The organism is Streptomyces sp. NPDC058052, assembly GCF_042885515.1.
In the GTDB taxonomy this organism is placed as follows: Bacteria; Actinomycetota; Actinomycetes; order Streptomycetales; family Streptomycetaceae; genus Streptomyces.
Genome location: NZ_JBHVRX010000018.1, coordinates 88873 through 105302, shown reverse-complemented (window position 1 = coordinate 105302; position 16430 = coordinate 88873). Strand labels below are relative to the sequence as shown.

General features: G+C 75.6%; 13 protein-coding genes and 1 riboswitch. Of the genes, 8 read left to right on the top strand and 5 right to left on the bottom strand.

Annotated features, from left to right (window positions below; genetic code table 11):
• Positions 1-98: 98 nt before the first annotated feature.
• Entirely contained in the window at positions 99-1541 is a 1443-nt protein-coding gene (locus tag ACFVU3_RS24255) for a hypothetical protein (protein WP_390069208.1), read from the bottom strand.
• Positions 1542-1762: 221 nt separating this feature from the next.
• Positions 1763-2872 carry an alpha/beta hydrolase gene (locus tag ACFVU3_RS24250; RefSeq protein ID WP_390069206.1) on the bottom strand — a complete coding sequence of 370 codons (1110 nt, stop codon included), beginning with the start codon at positions 2870-2872 and terminating at the stop codon, positions 1763-1765.
• Positions 2873-3402: 530 nt separating this feature from the next.
• Here ACFVU3_RS24250 and ACFVU3_RS24245 point away from each other — a divergent pair.
• From ACFVU3_RS24245 to ACFVU3_RS24215, 7 genes are all read left to right on the top strand, one after another.
• A complete protein-coding gene (locus ACFVU3_RS24245) occupies positions 3403-4683 on the top strand; it encodes an anion permease (RefSeq protein WP_390069205.1) in 1281 nt (426 codons plus the stop codon).
• Positions 4684-4711: 28 nt separating this feature from the next.
• Positions 4712-4933, top strand: coding sequence for a hypothetical protein (locus ACFVU3_RS24240; RefSeq protein WP_390069203.1), 222 nt, complete (start codon positions 4712-4714; stop codon positions 4931-4933).
• Between the two features lie 158 nt (positions 4934-5091).
• Positions 5092-5175, top strand: a riboswitch (cobalamin riboswitch).
• Positions 5176-5229: 54 nt separating this feature from the next.
• A complete protein-coding gene (locus ACFVU3_RS24235) occupies positions 5230-6204 on the top strand; it encodes a cobalamin biosynthesis protein (RefSeq protein ID WP_390069201.1) in 975 nt (324 codons plus the stop codon).
• Positions 6201-7709, top strand: coding sequence for a cobyric acid synthase (locus tag ACFVU3_RS24230; RefSeq protein WP_390069199.1), 1509 nt, complete (start codon positions 6201-6203; stop codon positions 7707-7709). Before ACFVU3_RS24235 ends, ACFVU3_RS24230 begins: the two co-directional genes overlap by 4 nt.
• 49 nt (positions 7710-7758) lie before the next feature.
• Positions 7759-9798 carry a putative cobaltochelatase gene (locus ACFVU3_RS24225; protein WP_390069197.1) on the top strand — a complete coding sequence of 680 codons (2040 nt, stop codon included), beginning with the start codon at positions 7759-7761 and terminating at the stop codon, positions 9796-9798.
• Positions 9798-10406, top strand: a complete 609-nt coding sequence (cobO, locus tag ACFVU3_RS24220) for a cob(I)yrinic acid a,c-diamide adenosyltransferase (RefSeq protein WP_043219477.1) — start codon at positions 9798-9800, stop codon at positions 10404-10406. The genes ACFVU3_RS24225 and cobO overlap by 1 nt, the downstream gene beginning before the upstream one ends.
• The gene (locus ACFVU3_RS24215; protein WP_390069195.1) at positions 10400-11740 is read left to right on the top strand and encodes a cobyrinate a,c-diamide synthase; all 1341 of its coding nucleotides are present in this window, start codon (positions 10400-10402) and stop codon (positions 11738-11740) included. Before cobO ends, ACFVU3_RS24215 begins: the two co-directional genes overlap by 7 nt.
• Positions 11741-11742: 2 nt before the next feature.
• On the opposite strand, the gene ACFVU3_RS24210 is transcribed toward ACFVU3_RS24215, so the two are convergent.
• Entirely contained in the window at positions 11743-12471 is a 729-nt protein-coding gene (locus ACFVU3_RS24210; RefSeq protein ID WP_390069193.1) for a ZIP family metal transporter, read from the bottom strand.
• 6 nt (positions 12472-12477) lie between these two features.
• Here ACFVU3_RS24210 and cobC point away from each other — a divergent pair, with 6 nt between their 5' ends.
• Positions 12478-14058: an Rv2231c family pyridoxal phosphate-dependent protein CobC gene (gene cobC / locus ACFVU3_RS24205; RefSeq protein WP_390069191.1), complete on the top strand. Its 1581-nt coding sequence runs from the start codon at positions 12478-12480 to the stop codon at positions 14056-14058.
• 221 nt (positions 14059-14279) lie between these two features.
• On the opposite strand, the gene ACFVU3_RS24200 is transcribed toward cobC, so the two are convergent.
• The gene (locus ACFVU3_RS24200; RefSeq protein WP_390069189.1) at positions 14280-15320 is read right to left on the bottom strand and encodes an SCO1860 family LAETG-anchored protein; all 1041 of its coding nucleotides are present in this window, start codon (positions 15318-15320) and stop codon (positions 14280-14282) included.
• Positions 15321-15640: 320 nt separating this feature from the next.
• Positions 15641-16360, bottom strand: a complete 720-nt coding sequence (locus ACFVU3_RS24195; RefSeq protein ID WP_390069187.1) for a siderophore-interacting protein — start codon at positions 16358-16360, stop codon at positions 15641-15643.
• Positions 16361-16430: the final 70 nt, after the last annotated feature.

Genomic DNA, 16430 nt, shown 5'->3' with positions numbered 1-16430 from the left:
GGCGCGGATCCCCGCCGGGCTCCCGGCTCGCGGTCCCGCGCCGGTCCCCCGGCCTCCCGGCAGGCCCCCGGCCCTTCGGCCGGCGCCCCGGCCCGGCGTCAGGCGCCCCCGGTGTGGACCTGGAACGCGGCCCGGCGGACCGCCTTCGCCAGGGCCGGGTCCGGGTGGGCGGCGGCCAGCGCCACCAGCACCTGCACGGTCCGCGGATGACCGACGGCCCTGATCTCGTCGAGCAGCGCGGGCACCGTGCCCTGCACGGCCGAGTCCAGGTGCCGCACCAGCAGCTCGCTCTCGCCGTGGTCGGCGACGGCGGCCGCCGTGTCCACCCAGAGCCAGGTCGCCTCCTCGCGGGTCAGGACCTCGGGGGCGTCGTCGGGGTCGGTGCCGTCGTACTCGGCGAGCCACAGCAGCGCGTAGGGGCGCAGCGACGGCTCGGCGACCGCGGCGCGGACCTCCGCCTCCGCGGGAGCGCCGACGACCCGCAGGGCCTCGAAGGCGAGCCCGCGCAGCAGCGCGTCCTCGCCGCGGGCCACCGCGAGCAGCTCGGCGACCGCGCCGGCCAGCGTGCGGGCCGCGAGCCAGGCGCGGTACTCGTCGCGGGCCGGTCCCGGGGTGAGCCGGGCACAGCCGCGGAGCATGTCGGCGGCGGACTGCTCGATGTTGCCGGCGGGGCTCTGGGCGGCCACGCAGATCTGCTCCAGCTTGACCCAGACCGCCCAGTTGCCGAGCGGGGTCAGGGTCGCGTGACGTCCCTCCGGCCCGGCCGCCGGGTCCAGGGTGAGCGCGCCGACCTCCGCCAGACCCTCCAGGGCCCAGTCGAGGAGAGCGGGCAGCCGCTCGGCGGGGGCCGGAGGCGCGGCCGGCGCGGGCACGCCGTCGCCCGGGACCTCGCAGCGCTCCTCGCGGAGTTCGTCCACGCGCTGGCCCAGCAGATCGAGCAGGGCGGGGACGAGGACGGGGCCCTGCGAGAGCTGGAGCAGCGACAGGACCTGCGGCACCGCCTCCACCACCTCCGCGACCGCGCCCGGCGCCACGCCCTCCGGGGCGGGGTGCACCAGCGACCAGGCGTCGAGGAGCGCGACCCAGCCGCGGAGCACCGCGGAGTCGTCCCGGTCCCACGCCTGGAGGCGCCAGCCGGGGCGGACGGTCGCGCCGTGCAGCTCGACGAGACCGGCCAGCCGGGCCCGGTCCCAGCCGGCGCGGACCCGAGCCGGTGTCAGGTCGAGGTCGGCGGCGGCCCGTTCGGCTGCGGCCGGGCCGTCGAGCGGAGCGGAAGCGGAGGCGTCGGCGGCGGCCGCCCGGGGACCCCCCTGCGGGCCGCGCGGCGCGGCGGCCCAGCGGGCGATCCGTACGGCGTCGGCGAGGACCAGCCGGGCCTGGCGGGCCAGCTCCGCGCGGGGCGGGGTGCCCTCGGGCGGCCTCGGGGCAGGCCGGGTGCGCCGCGTCGTCGCGGCCCGTCGGGCGGTGGCCAGCGACCGCGGACGGACGAGTCGGAGTCTGGAGTTGCGCGCGAATGGTTCATCGGGCTTTCGAGACGTCACGGGGGCAGTCTTCCCGCTGACGGCCCGAAAGCCCAATCGGAATCCGCCACGCCGTGACGGGGCGCCACCTCCACCCCCTCCCCCGGCCCTCCGCGCCGCGGCCCCCTCGCGTGGCCCTTCGCCCCGCCGCGCCTCGCCCGCCCCTCGGCCCGGCCGCGCGCCGGGCGGGACGGGGCGGCTCCGCTCTCAGCGCCTCCGCGCGGGATCGGGGGCGATGGGGGTCACATCAGGGGGGTGAGGTAGCGGCGGAGGGCTTCCTCGTAGCGGAGGGGGTCGGCGTTCCACATGGCCGTGTGGGGCGCCTGGCGGACCGGGAGGAGGGTCACCAGGTCGGGGCGGCGGGCGGCCAGTTCGACGGACGGCTCCCAGGGGGCGATCGTGTCGTCGGGGCCGTGGGCCAGCAGGACCGGGACCCGGAGGCCGGCCGTGTGGTCGGGGTGCGGGCCGGTACGGCCGAGGGCGGCGCGGACGGCGAGCGGCACCAGCGGGCCCGGCACGCCCCGCGCGGCGGCGAGGTTGCGGACGGTGGCCTCCCAGTCGAGGACCGGGGAGTCGAGGACGAGTCCGGCGATCCGGTCCCGTACCCCCGACTCGGCGGCGGCGCGCAGCGCCATGGAGGCGCCGGTGCCCCAGCCGTGCAGGACGATCTTGGTCGCGCCGCGCCGGACCGCGTACCGCAGGACCGCGTCGACGTCGCGCCACTCGGTGTCGCCGAGCTGGGCGAGGCCGTCCGCCGGCGAGGGGGCGCCCGCGTCGCCCCGGTACGCGGGGACGAGGACCGGCACGCGGCGGCGGGCGTAGAAGGGGACGAGGTTCAGCGTGTGCTCGCGGCCGGCGGTGAGCCCGTGCAGGGCGACGACCCAGGTGGAGCGGGGGCCGGTGACGAGCCAGGCGGGGAGCGGGCCGAGCTCCCCGGGGATCTCGATGTCCTCGTGGGGCAGGCCGAGGGCGGTCTCCGGAGTGCCGGTGTGCAGCTGCGGGGTGAGGCGGACGCGGCTGCCGGGCCCGAGCGCGCCGCGCTCGACGCGTTCGAGGCGGCGGACGACGGTGTCGGCGGTGTGCGGCACGCGGTCGAGGACGGGGCCGGTGACCGCGTGCAGGCCGGGTGCCGTCATCCCGTACGTGCCGGGGCGCAGCGAGACGAGGCTGCGGGTGAGGGTGACCCGCTCGGGCCCCGTGGCGTGCACGGTGAGCTTGGGGTCGCCGGGGAGGGGCCGTCCGGACGTCGCCTTGAGGGCGACGCCGCTCGCGTGGCGGCCGGCCGCCACGACGGCCGCACCGACACCGATCAGGGTGGTGACGGCCGCTGCCGTCGCTGTAGCCGGGCGCACGCTCTCAGTCTCGGCACGGGGCGGGAAGGCCGCCACCGGACGGGGGCCGGACGGGGGCCGAGCCTCTGCCGGGCCGGGGCGCTGCCGGGCCGGGGCGCTGCCGCCGGGGCGCCTCGCGAGACTCCCGGCTCCCGTGACCCCCGACCGATCCCGACCGATCCCGCCCGATCCCCTGGCCGTCCCCGCCCGATCCCCGCGCGGCTCCCGCCCCGTCCCCCGCCCGTCCCTCCGCGTCCCCCGCGAGGGTGACAAGGGTCTCCCCAGGGGGTGACTCGTGGGGATGACGGCGTCCAGGGGGTGGAACGGGGGGATCGGGGGTGTAGGCGGCTTGGGTCCGGTGTGTCCCGTGCGGTCCGGGATTACCCGTGGTTGCGGGGTGACCGGATGGTGGACACGGAGGCGCCCCGGAGGCGAAGCGGAATCTCACGGCACCGGTTCGGGACACCGTGATGCCCCACCCAGTTCACCTTCCGTTCACTCAGGTTGCCTACGTTCGACCAGCCACTGACGTCAAACGATTGCCTGGGTAAATGGAACACATCACGCTGCTGCTCGCCATTGTGGTCGTGACAGCTCTCGTGTTCGATTTCACGAACGGTTTCCACGACACCGCCAACGCGATGGCCACGACCATCTCGACCGGTGCTCTCAAGCCCAAGACGGCGGTGGCCATGTCCGCCGTGCTGAACCTGGTCGGCGCGTTCCTGTCCGTCGAGGTCGCCAAGACGATCTCCGGCGGGATCATCAACGAAGAGGGCATCCGCACAGAAGTGATCTTCGCGGCCCTCGTCGGCGCCATCCTGTGGAATCTGCTGACCTGGCTCCTGGGCCTGCCGTCCAGCTCCTCCCACGCCCTCTTCGGCGGCCTCATCGGCGCCGCGGTCATGTCGGCCGGCTGGTCGGCCGTGAACGGCTCCACCATCGTCACCAAGGTCCTCATCCCGGCCGTGGCGGCGCCCCTCGTCGCCGGTCTCGCCGCGATGGCCGCGACCAAGCTGACGTACAAGATCAAGGCGAACCCGGAGGCCAAGGCGACCGCCAAGGGCTACCGGGCCGGCCAGATCGCCTCCGCCGGTCTCGTCTCCCTCGCCCACGGCACCAACGACGCCCAGAAGACGATGGGCATCATCACCCTCGCCCTGGTCACGCAGGGCGTCGTCGCCCCCGGCTCGAACCCGCCCCTGTGGGTCATCGTCTCCGCCGGTGTCGCCATCGCGCTCGGCACCTACCTCGGTGGCTGGCGCATCATCCGCACCATGGGCAAGGGCCTCACCGACCTCCAGCCGCAGCAGGGCTTCGCCGCCCAGACCAGCGCCGCGACGGTCATCCTGGCCTCCTCGCACCTCGGCTTCTCCCTCTCCACCACCCAGTCCTGCTCGGGTGCCGTGATGGGCGCCGGCCTCGGCCGCAAGGGCGGTGTCGTCCGCTGGTCGACCGCCACCCGGATGTTCGTCGCCTGGGGCCTGACCCTCCCGGCCGCCGGTCTCGTCGGCGCCGGCGCCGAGTTCCTCACCAAGCAGGGCCCCTGGGGCATCGCCGCCACCGCGGTCGTCCTGGTCGGCGGCTCGGCCGTGATCTGGGCGCTCTCCCGCCGCCAGCCGGTCGACCACACCAACGTCACCGCCGACGACCTGGACGGCGACGACACCGGCTCCGGCACCCCCGGCGTCGTGACCACGGCCATCGCCGCCGTCACCCCGCCGCCGGCCGGCTCCGTCGCCGCCGTCGCGGACGACGGCCTCAAGACCACCATCCACGCGCCGGGTCCGAACGACCCCGCCGCTCCCCCGGCCCCCGCCGCCGCGGTCTGAGCCCCCTAAGGAAACGGGAACCCAAGCCATGAAGATCGACTGGGCAGCTCTCGGCTCCGTCTTCGGAGTCAGCCTCGTGGCGACCGTCGCCCTCGTGGGCCTCTTCAGCCTCGGGATCGTCGGCCTCACCAAGCAGGAGGAGGCCGCGGCCACGGGAGGCTCCGCGACCCTCGCCCGCACCGGCGCCTACGCCTGCTTCGCGCTCTGCGCGGCGGCCGTCGCCTACGGGATCTACCTCATCGTCGTCTGATCCACGACGCTCCGGGGCCGGGCCCGCACCTCATGACGAGGGCGGGCCCGGCCCTCGTGTCTGTGGCGCTCCGCACAGTGACCCGTCGCAGGTCAAGGGTGAGTTGACGGCCCTTCGCGGGGCGTGGTGGACTGCCGGGGCCAATACGGCGGCAATGGAGAGGAAGCCCGGTGCGATTCCGGCGCGGTCCCGCCACTGTGACCGGGCCCGGCGGAGAGCCGGGACCCGGGAGTCAGGAACTCTCGCCGCCGGTCACGTCGACCCAGGGCGCGGACCCTGAGTGAGGACACGCCGCCATGCCCGGCCGCATCCCCGTGGCTTCCCGAGCCACCGCAGTCTTCGCGTACGGAGCGGCCGCCGGCCTCGCCGTCGACCTGGTCCTCGGCGATCCCCGCCGCGGCCATCCCGTCGCCGCCTTCGGGCGGGCGGCCGCCGCCGTCGAGAAGCGCCTCTGGCGCGACCACCGCGGCCGGGGCACGCTGCACACCGCCGTCTGCGCGGGGGGTGCCGCCGCCGCCGGAGCGCTGGCCGCCCGCACGGTCCGGGGCAGCCGCACCGCCTCCGCCGCGCTGACCGCCGCCTCCGTGTGGGCCGTCGTCGGCGGGACGACCCTGGGCCGGGAGGCCCGGGCCATCGGCGGGGCGCTCGCCGCCGGCGACCTGGAGGTCGCCCGGGAACGGATGCCGCACCTCGTCGGACGGGACCCGCAGGCCCTGGACGGCCCCGCGATGGCCCGCGCGGTCGTCGAGTCCGTCGCCGAGAACACCTCCGACGCCGTCGTCGGCGCCCTCGTCTGGGGCGCGGTCGCCGGCGTACCGGGCCTGCTCGGCTTCCGCGCCGTCAACACCCTGGACGCCATGGTCGGCCACCGGTCGCCCCGGTACCGGCGCTACGGCTGGGCCTCCGCCCGTCTCGACGACCTGGCCGGCTGGCCCGGCGCCCGGCTCACCGCCGCCCTCGCGACCGCCGCCGGCGGGGACCCGCGCGGGGCCGTACGGGCCTGGCGGTCCGACGCCGGGAAGCACCCCAGCCCCAACGCCGGACCGGTCGAGGCCGCGTTCGCGGGCGCCCTCGGGGTACGGCTCGGAGGGACACTCTCGTACGGCGGGCGGGTCGAGCACCGGCCCGTCCTCAACGGCGGCGGGCGGCCCGTCGAGGTCGCCGACATCGACCGGGCCGTCCGGCTCTCCCGCCGGGTGACCTGGCTGACCCTGGCCGCCTGCGTGGGCGGCCGGATCCTGACCGACACGGTGAAGCGGAGGACGAAGTGAGGGGTGGGGGGCTGCTCGTCGCCGGGACGACCTCCGACGCGGGCAAGAGCGTCGTCACGGCCGGCATCTGCCGCTGGCTGGTCCGGCAGGGCGTCAAGGTGGCGCCGTTCAAGGGACAGAACATGTCCCTCAACTCCTTCGTGACGCGGGAGGGCGCCGAGATAGGCCGCGCCCAGGCCATGCAGGCGCAGGCCGCCCGCGTCGAGCCGACCGCGCTGATGAACCCGGTGCTGCTCAAGCCGGGCGGCGACCGGTCCAGCCAGGTCGTCCTCATGGGCAAGCCGGTCGGCGAGATGAGCGCCCGCGGCTACCACGGCGGCCGGCAGCAGACCCTCTTCGAGCCGGTCCTCGCCTGCCTGGAGGAGCTGCGGGCCACACACGACGCGGTGATCTGCGAGGGCGCGGGCAGCCCCGCCGAGATCAACCTGCGCCGCACCGACATCGTCAACATGGGCATCGCGCGGGCCGCACGGCTCCCCGTGGTCGTGGTCGGCGACATCGACCGGGGCGGGGTCTTCGCCCAGTTCTTCGGCACGACGGCGCTGCTCGCCCCCGAGGACCAGGAACTGATCGCCGGATATCTGGTGAACAAGTTCCGGGGCGACGTGACGCTGCTGGAGCCCGGGCTCGACATGCTGCACGGCCTGACCGGGCGCCGGACCCTCGGTGTGCTGCCGTACGCCCACGGCCTCGGCATCGACGAGGAGGACGGGCTGCGGGTCTCGCTGCGGGGCACCGTCCGCGAGTCCGTCGTGGCGCCGCCGCTCGGCGCCGACGTGCTGCGGGTCGCCGTCTGCGCCGTCCCCCTGATGTCGAACTTCACCGACGTCGACGCGCTGGCCGCCGAGCCGGGCGTGATCGTGCGGTTCGTCGACCGGCCGGAGGAGCTGGCCGACGCGGACCTGGTCGTCGTGCCGGGCACCCGCGGCACGGTCAAGGCGCTGGCCTGGCTGCGCGAGCGGGGCCTCGCCGGCGCGCTGGCCCGGCGGGCCGCCGAGGGGCGCCCGGTGCTGGGGATCTGCGGCGGCTTCCAGGCGCTCGGCGAGCACATCGAGGACGAGGTCGAGTCGAGGGCGGGCGCCGTCGACGGCCTCGGCCTGCTGCCCGTACGGGTCCGGTTCGCGCGCGAGAAGACCCTCGCCCGGCCGGTCGGCGAGGCGCTCGGCGAACCGGTCGAGGGGTACGAGATCCACCACGGCGTCGCGGACGTGCGCGGCGGGGAGCCGTTCCTCGACGGCTGCCGCGTCGGCGCCGTCTGGGGCACCCACTGGCACGGCTCCCTGGAGAGCGACGGCTTCCGCCGCGCCTTCCTCCGCGAGGTCGCCGCGGCGGCTGGACGGGCCTTCGTCCCGGCCCCGGACACGTCCTTCGGGGCGCTGCGCGAGGAGCAGCTGGACCGGCTCGGCGACCTGATCGAGGAGCACGCCGACACGGACGCGCTGCTGCGGCTCATCGAGAAGGGCGCGCCCGAGGGGCTGCCGTTCGTGCCACCGGGGGCGCCGTGAGCGTCCGCCCGGCCCCCGCATCCGTACGCACCGAAGGAGTGACCGCCCGATGAGCACCCGCTATCCGTTCACCGCCGTCGTCGGCATGGACGACCTGCGGCTCGCGCTGCTGCTGAACGCCGTCAGCCCGAGCGTGGGCGGCGTGCTCGTGCGGGGCGAGAAGGGCACCGCCAAGTCCACCGCCGTGCGCGCGCTCGCCGAGCTGCTGCCCGAGGTGGCCGTCGTCGCCGGGTGCCGGTTCAGCTGCGACCCCGCCTCGCCCGACCCCGGATGCCCGGACGGGCCGCACGGGGACGGCGGCGCCGACGCGCGGCCCGCCCGGATGGTCGAGCTGCCCGTCGGGGCCTCGGAGGACCGGCTCGTCGGGTCGCTCGACATCGAGAAGGCGCTCGCCGACGGGGTGAAGGCGTTCGAGCCGGGCCTGCTCGCCGCGGCCCACCGGGGAATCCTCTACGTCGACGAGGTCAACCTCCTCTCGGACCACCTGATCGACCACCTCCTCGACGCCGCCGCCATGGGCGCCTCCCACGTCGAGCGCGAGGGCGTCTCGGTGCGGCACGCCGCCCGGTTCCTGCTCGTCGGGACGATGAACCCCGAGGAGGGCGAGCTGCGGCCGCAGCTCCTCGACCGCTTCGGGCTCACCGTGGAGGTCGCCGCCTCCCGGGTGCCCGAGGAGCGGGTCGAGGTGGTGCGGCGCAGGCTGGCGTTCGAGGACGACCCGGCCGGCTTCGCCGCCCGCTGGGCCGGCGAGGAGGCCGCGCTGCGCGCGCGGATCGTCGCCGCGCGCGAGCTCCTGCCCTCGGTGGCCCTCGGTGACGCCGTGCTGCTCCAGATCGCCGCCACCTGCGCCGCGTTCGAGGTCGACGGCATGCGCGCCGACATCGTGATGGCCCGGACCGCGACCGCGCTCGCCGCGTGGGCGGGCCGGGAGGAGGTCACGAGCGAGGACGTGCGGCAGGCCGCGCTGCTCGCGCTCCCCCACCGTCGCCGGCGCAATCCCTTCGACGCGCCGGGCATCGACCAGGACAAGCTCGACGAGACCCTGGAGCGGTTCAAGGGCGAGGAGCCCGAGGACGATCCGGATCCGGACCGGGGTCCCGACGGGCCGGGGGACGGCGGTCCCGGTGGCGGCGGGGTGCCGCCGCGGGGCGGCGAGGGGCCCGCGCCCGAGACCGGCGGCGTACCGGAAGAGGCGCCGGCGCCGGAGCCCGGCGGGGCGCCCGCTCCCCGGGGGGCCGGTGAGCGGGCCGCGGTGAAGGCCGCCGAGCCGTTCCGCACGAAGATGCTCAGCGTGCCCGGACTGGGCGACGGGGCCGCCGGGCGGCGCTCCCGGGCCCGGACCGAGCACGGCAGGACCACCGGGTCCACCCGGCCCCGGGGCGCGCTGACCAAGCTGCACCTCGCCGCGACCGTCCGGGCCGCCGCCCCGCACCAGCGGGCGCGGGGCCGGTCGGGGGCGGGGCTCGTGGTGCGCCGGGACGACCTCCGGCAGGCGGTGCGGGAGGGGCGCGAGGGGAACCTCGTGCTGTTCGTCGTGGACGCCTCCGGGTCGATGGCGGCCCGCAAGCGGATGGGCGCGGTGAAGGGCGCGGTGCTGTCGCTGCTGCTCGACGCGTACCAGCGGCGCGACAAGGTGGGCCTGGTGACCTTCCGGGGGCGCGGGGCCGAACTGGCGCTGCCCCCGACGTCCTCCGTGGACGCGGCCGCCGCCCGTCTGGAGGAGCTGCCGACCGGAGGCCGTACGCCGCTCTCCGCCGGGCTGCTGAAGGCGCACGACGTGCTGCGGGTGGAGCGGCTGAGGGATCCCTCGCGCCGGCCGCTGCTGGTGGTCGTGACCGACGGGCGGGCGACCGGCGGCGGGCCGGACCCGGTGGGGCTGGCCGCTCGGGCCGCGCGGCTGCACGCCGCCGACGGCACCGCGAGCGTGGTCGTGGACTGCGAGGCGGGCCCCGTGCGGCTCGGTCTCGCCGGGAGCCTCGCCCGTGATCTGGGCGGCACCGCCGTCACCCTGGACGAACTGCGCGCCGACGCGATCGCCGGGCTCGTACGAGAAGCACAAGTCAACCACTCTGCCAGGAGGGCCGCTTAATGCCGCAGGGACAGCCGACCGTCGTGCCCGACGACGGTCTCACGACCCGTCAGCGCCGCAACCGGGCGCTGGTGATGGTGCACACGGGCGTCGGCAAGGGGAAGTCGACGGCCGCCTTCGGGATGGCGCTGCGCGCCTGGAACCAGGGCTGGCCGATCGGGGTGTTCCAGTTCGTGAAGTCCGCCAAGTGGAAGGTCGGCGAGGAGAACGCCCTCAAGGCGCTCGGCGAGACCGGCAAGGGCGGGACGGTCACCTGGAACAAGATGGGCGAGGGCTGGTCCTGGATCCAGCGCGAGGTCGCCGAGGGCGAGCAGTCGCACGAGGACAAGGCGCGCGAGGGCTGGGAGCAGGTCAAGCGGGACCTGGCCGAGGAGCGGTACAAGTTCTACGTCCTCGACGAGTTCGCGTACCTGCTCCACTGGGGCTGGATCGACGTGAAGGAGGTCGTCGAGGTGCTGCGGGACCGTCCGGGCCATCAGCACGTGGTGATCACCGGCCGCAACGCGCCGCAGGAGCTGGTCGACTTCGCCGATCTCGTCACCGACATGTCCAAGGTCAAGCACCCGATGGACGCCGGTCAGAAGGGCCAGCGGGGCATCGAGTGGTAGCACGTCTCGTCATCGCGGCCCCGTCGTCGGGGGCGGGGAAGACCACGGTGGCGACCGGCCTGATGGCCGCGTTCGCCTCCCGCGGCCTGTCCGTCTCCCCGCACAAGGTGGGGCCCGACTACATCGACCCGGGCTACCACGCGCTCGCCACCGGCCGCCCGGGCCGCAACCTCGACGCGTACATGTGCGGGACGGGGCTGGTCGCGCCGCTCTTCGCGCACGGGTCGCGCGGCTGCGACCTGGCCGTGGTCGAGGGGGTCATGGGCCTGTACGACGGGGCCGCGGACCAGGGTGAACTGGCGTCCACCGCGCAGGTGGCGAAGCTGCTGAAGGCGCCCGTGGTGCTGGTCGTGGACGCCTCCTCGCAGTCGCGGTCGGTGGCGGCGCTGGTGCACGGCTTCGCGTCCTGGGACCCGGAGGTGCGGATCGGCGGGGTGATCCTCAACAAGGTCGCGACCGACCGGCACGAGCACCTGCTGCGGGAGGCGCTCGGGGAGTCGGGCGTGCCCGTCCTCGGGGTGCTGCGGCGGGCGCCCGCCGTGGCGACGCCGTCGCGGCACCTCGGGCTGATCCCGGTCGCCGAGCGGCAGGCGCAGGCCGTGGAGGCGGTGGCGGCACAGGCGGAGCAGGTGCGCCGGGGGTGCGACCTGGACGCGCTGCTGGCGCTCGCGCGGTCGGCCCCGCGGCTGGACACGGAGGCGTGGAGCCCGGCCGTCGTGGCGCCTCCGGCGGGCCGCCGGCCGGTCGTCGCGGTCGCCGGCGGGGCGGCGTTCACGTTCTCGTACGCCGAGCACACCGAGCTGCTGCGGGCCGCCGGGGCCGAGGTGGTCGCCTTCGACCCGCTGCGGGACGAGGCGCTCCCCGAGGGGACGGGCGGGCTCGTCATAGGCGGCGGGTTCCCGGAGATGTACGCGGCGGAGCTGGCCGCCAACGAGCCGCTGCGGAAGGCCGTGGCGGAGCTGGCGGCGGGCGGGGCACCGGTCGCCGCCGAGTGCGCCGGGCTGCTGTACCTGGCGCGGTCGCTGGACGGCACGCCGATGTGCGGGGTGCTCGACGCGGACGCGCGGATGTCGGAGCGGCTCACGCTCGGGTACCGGGACGCGGTGGCCGTGAGCGACAGCGTGCTGGCGCCGGCCGGGGCGCGGCTGCGCGGGCACGAGTTCCACCGGACGGTGATCGAGCCGGGCGCCGGGGAGTCCGCGGCCTGGGGGCTGCGGCAGCCGGAGCGGCGTATGGAGGGCTTCGTGCAGGGCGGGGTGCACGCGAGTTACGTGCACACCCACTGGGCGGGGTCGCCGGAGGTGGCCGCGCGGTTCGTGGGGCGCTGCGCGTGAGGTCAGCCGCCGGAGAGCCCCACCACGAGCCAGATGAAGCCGACGCCCGCGACCGTGCAGAGCAGGGTGGAGCGGGCGGGGTGTTCGTGGTGGGCCTCCGGCAGGATCTCTGCGGCGGCGAGGTAGAGCAGGGCGCCGCCGAAGAAGCCGAGATAGCTGCCGAGAAGTTCCTCCGGAAGAGTGAGGAACGTGGCGAGGGCGGCGCCCGCGATCGGGGCGAGCGCGTCGGCGAAGAGCATGGCGAGGGCCTTCCGGCGCTCGTTCCCGTACAGGCTGGTGAGCGTGTACGTGTTGAAGCCGTCCGCGAAGTCGTGGGTGACGACGGCGAGCGCGACGGTGGCCCCCATGCCGCCGCCGACCTGGAAGGCGGCGCCGAGCGCGATGCCGTCCATGAGGCTGTGCAGCACCATGGCGCCGGCCGCCACGAGCCCGACCTGCGGGGTGCGCTCCCCCGGCTCGGCGCCGTGCGCGGCACGGCGGGTGGCGAGGAGCCGCTCCACCACGTGGGCGAAGAGGAAGCCGCCGACGAAGAGGAGCAGGGCCTCGGGGACGCCGAAGACCTCGGCCCCCGCGGCCTCCAGGGCCTCGGGGAGCAGGTCGAGCCCGACGACGCCGAGCATGAGGCCGCCGGCGAGTCCGAGGACGAGGTGCCGGCGGTCGGTGACGCGTTGCGCGACCCAGCCGCCGAAGAGCGTCATGAGGAACGCGCCGAGCGCGACGACCACAGCCATGGCCCTTTGGTATCGGATGGGACGCCCGGTCTGCACATCGGCGTCGGGGCCCGGTCGGGGGCGTCGGAGGACGAGATCCTGGCGCTGGTCCGGGCGGCGCTCGCGGAGGCGGGAGGGGCGGGGCACGCGCGCGTGCGGGGGCTCGCGACACTGGACGGGCGCGTGGCGGAGCCGGGGATCGTGGCGGCGGCGGCGCGCCTCGGGGTGCCGGTGACGGGGTTCCCGGCGGAGGAGCTGGCCGGGGTGGCGGTGCCGCATCCGTCGGAGGTGCCGCTGGCGGCGACGGGGACGGCGTCGGTGGCGGAGGCGGCGGCGCTGCGGGCGGCGGGTCCGGGGGCGGTGCTGCTGGTGCCGAAGCGGAAGTCGCGCCGCGTGACGTGCGCGATCGCAGGTTTCGTCCGGTTTCGTCAGGACGAAGTGACGTCCGTCGCACGGTTGTCGCCCTTGACGTGCGGGTACATCGCTGGCGAGCCTGGCACACCCCACATCCCCACCCCCCACACGACGGCGGACATGGACACCCACACGGAAGGCCCCCACACGGGCAGCCAAGCCCACGACCTGCGTCATCACGGTGACGCCGAGGTCCGGGACGAGAAACTCATCGACCTCGCGGTCAACGTCCGGACGGCGACCCCGCCGGACTGGCTGCGGGAACGGATCGCCCACTCGCTGACGAGCCTGGCCGCCTATCCGGACGGGCGTTCGGCCCGCGCGGCGGTGGCCGAGCGGCACGACCTGCCCACCGGGCGGGTGCTGCTGACCTCGGGCGCGGCCGAGGCGTTCGTGCTGCTGGCGCGGGCGCTGCCGGTGCGCCGCCCGGTGGTGGTGCATCCGCAGTTCACCGAGCCGGAGGCGGCCCTGCGGGACGCCGGGCACGAGGTGGGCCGGGTCCTGCTGCGCGAGGAGGACGGCTTCCGGCTGGATCCGGCGGCGGTGCCGGAGGACGCGGACCTGGTGGTGATCGGCAATCCCACCAACCCGACCTCGGTGCTGCATCCGGCGGAGACGATCGCGTCGCTTGCGCGGCCGGGGCGGTACCTGGTCGTGGACGAGGCGTTCATGGACGCGGTGCCGGGCGAGCGGGAGGCGCTGGCCGGGCGGACGGACGTGCCGGGTCTGGTGGTGCTGCGGAGCCTGACGAAGACCTGGGGTCTCGCGGGGCTGCGGATCGGGTACGTGCTCGCGGAGCCGGAGACGGTGGCGCTGCTGGAGCGGGCGCAGCCGCTGTGGCCGGTGTCGACGCCGGCGCTGGTGGCGGCGGAGGCGTGCATGGCGCGGGCGGCGCTGGCGGAGGCGGAGCACGCGGCGCACCGGATCGGGACGGAGCGGGCCCATCTGCTGGCGGGGCTCGCGGAGTTCGACGAGGTGCGGACGGTGGCGGCGGCCGAGGGGCCGTTCGTGCTGATCCGGATCGAGGGCGCGGACGCGATCCGGGAGCGGCTGCGGCTGCTGGGGTTCGCGGCCCGGCGCGGGGACACGTTCCCGGGCCTCGACCGGCACTGGCTGCGGCTCGCGGTCCGGGACCGGGCGACGACGAATCGTTTCCTCCAGGCGCTGGACCAGGCACTGCTGCTGGGCGGCTGACCCTTCGGCTTGCCCGCGGCCCCTGAGGGCCGGGCAGGGGCTCGGCGGCCGGCCGAACATCCTCGGGCCACGGGCGGGCCGGAGGCGCGCTTCCGCGTCACGGCCGGGCTTCCGCGTCACGGCTGGGCCGGAGGCGTACCCCCGGATCTCGGACGGGCCGGGCGGGCGGTGTCGTCGCACCGCCCGTCCGGCCCGGTTCCCCCTGCCTCCCCCTCGGACCGTCAGCCGCGGGCGCGGGCGCGGGAGCGGGTCAGGGCCACGGCGCCGCCGCCGGCGAGCAGGAGCACGAGGGCGCCGCCCGCGAGGTACGGGGTGGCGGAGCTGCCGCCGGTCTCGGCGAGGTTCTGGGTCGGGGTGGAGCCGCCGTTGTTGGTGGTGATGCCGCCGTCGTCCTCGGGCTCGGCGGGCCGCGGCGAGGGCTGCTCGGCGGGCTTCTCCGTCGGCTTGCCGGTCGGCTGCTCGGTGGGCTCCTGGGTCGGCTGCTCCGTGGGCTTCTCGGTCGGCTTCTCGGTGGGCTTCTCGGTCGGGGCCGGGCCGTCGGGCGTCTCGCAGGTGGCCTCGGCGAGGGTGACGGTGCCCTTGACCTTGGCGACGCCGAGTTCGAGCGGGTCGACCTCGACGTCGAGCTCCAGGGCGGTGGCGGCCGCGGTGCGGGTGGTGGTGCTGGTGCGGGAGAGGTCCAGCGTGATCCGGCCGACGGCGGGCACGTCGAGCTCGGTGCGGCCGCCCGCGGTGAGGGTGATCTTCTTGCCGAGGGCCTGGACGTGGCCGAGGACGTTGGACTCGGCGACCGGCTTCTTCCCGGTCTCGCAGACCGCCTTGGAGGTGACCTTCTCGACCTCGACGATGGCGAGGGAGGGGAGGCCGGGGACGTGGACGCGGGCCTTGGCGAGGTTGACGTACCCCTCGGCCTTGCGCTCGTCGACGGTGGCGGTCGAGGTGGCGACGTCGGCGGCGAGGATGTCGATCGGCTTGCCGCCCTCCGCGCCCCGCACCTTCACGCTGAGCGCGGTCTTGTTCTCGCTCTCGGGCGCCTGGACCTCGTTGAGCGTGGCGCGGACCGGGATCTTCACGGTCTCGCCGAGCAGGGAGACGTCGAGTCCGGTGCGGAGCACGACGGCGCCGGCCTTGCCCTCGCGGCGCTCTCCGTCCGTCGCCTGGGCGGCCGGGGCCGCGAGGAGGACGGGACCGACGGCCAGGGCGACGACGGTCGCGGCGGCGGCGGTGCGGCGGGCGGGCACGCGGAAGGTGTTGCTGTTCAAGATGGTGGAACCCCCACAGAAGGACATGGCGTCGCCGGCCGCTCACCACGGGGACGGTGGGTCTGCGCGGCGGCGGCGACTTGAGACACCGGAATCTTTACGCACGGAGAGTGAACCGACAGTTGCCTGGCGTGAGTTCACTCCAAAGGGGGGTTTCCGTGTTCATTTTCGATTCTTTACGACACAACCGTTCCCGGTCGCCCCGCGTGTTTCGTACGGGGAGGTGCGTCCGAGCGCGCGGGGCCTCCGCGCGGGCAAAGGAAACGATCCGCGCCCCGGCGGGGTCACGGATCGTCAACATCACGCTCGGGCGGAGTGGTTCAGCTCGCCCGCCAGTAACCCAGCGCGTGGACCCGGTCCTTCGGCAGCGCCAGCTCCTTGCGGGCGTACGAGGCCAGCGCGCGGGTCGTCGCGGTGTCGCAGGCGATCCACACGTACGCCTCCGGCCCCGCGAGCGCGGACAGCTCGGCCCTGACCCGCTCCACGAGGGCGGCGCCGGCCCGCTGCCGGGGCACCCGGCGCAGCTCGTGGCGGTCCGGGTCGGTGCGGAACGGCAGCTCCTCGTCGGAGGCGTGCTGGGTCTCGAACCAGATGGTGGCCGGGATGTCCGGGTGCGCGTCGAGCAGCGAGTTGACGGCCGGCAGCGAGGCCGGGTCGCCGACGACGAGCAGCCGCTCGGGCCGGGGCTCGGGCGTCTCGAAGCCGGTGCCCTGGAGGGTGGCCTCGACGGTGTCGCCGGGGGCGCAGCCGCGGGCCCAGTGGCTTGCGGGGCCGTCGTGGAGCGCGAACTCCAGGCTGAAGGTGCCGGCCTCCTGGTCGGGGTCGACCAGGGTGTAGCCGCGCTGGTGCGGCCTGCCCGCGTTCGCGAACCAGATCCGGACCCACATCGTCGGGTGGACCCCGGCGGCGGCGAGCAGCCCGCCGTCCGTGAAGTGGACCCTCCGGTAGTCGTCGGTGACCTGCTCGGCCCCCGTGACGGTGAACGTGAAGTCCTTGGCGCCCATCAGCTTCAGGACGGCGCCCTGCCACCCGTGCCCCACCGCGTGCTCCTCCCCCGGACCCATGGGTTACTTTGGGTCAGCGATTAATTTAGGTCAGCCTAACCTAACG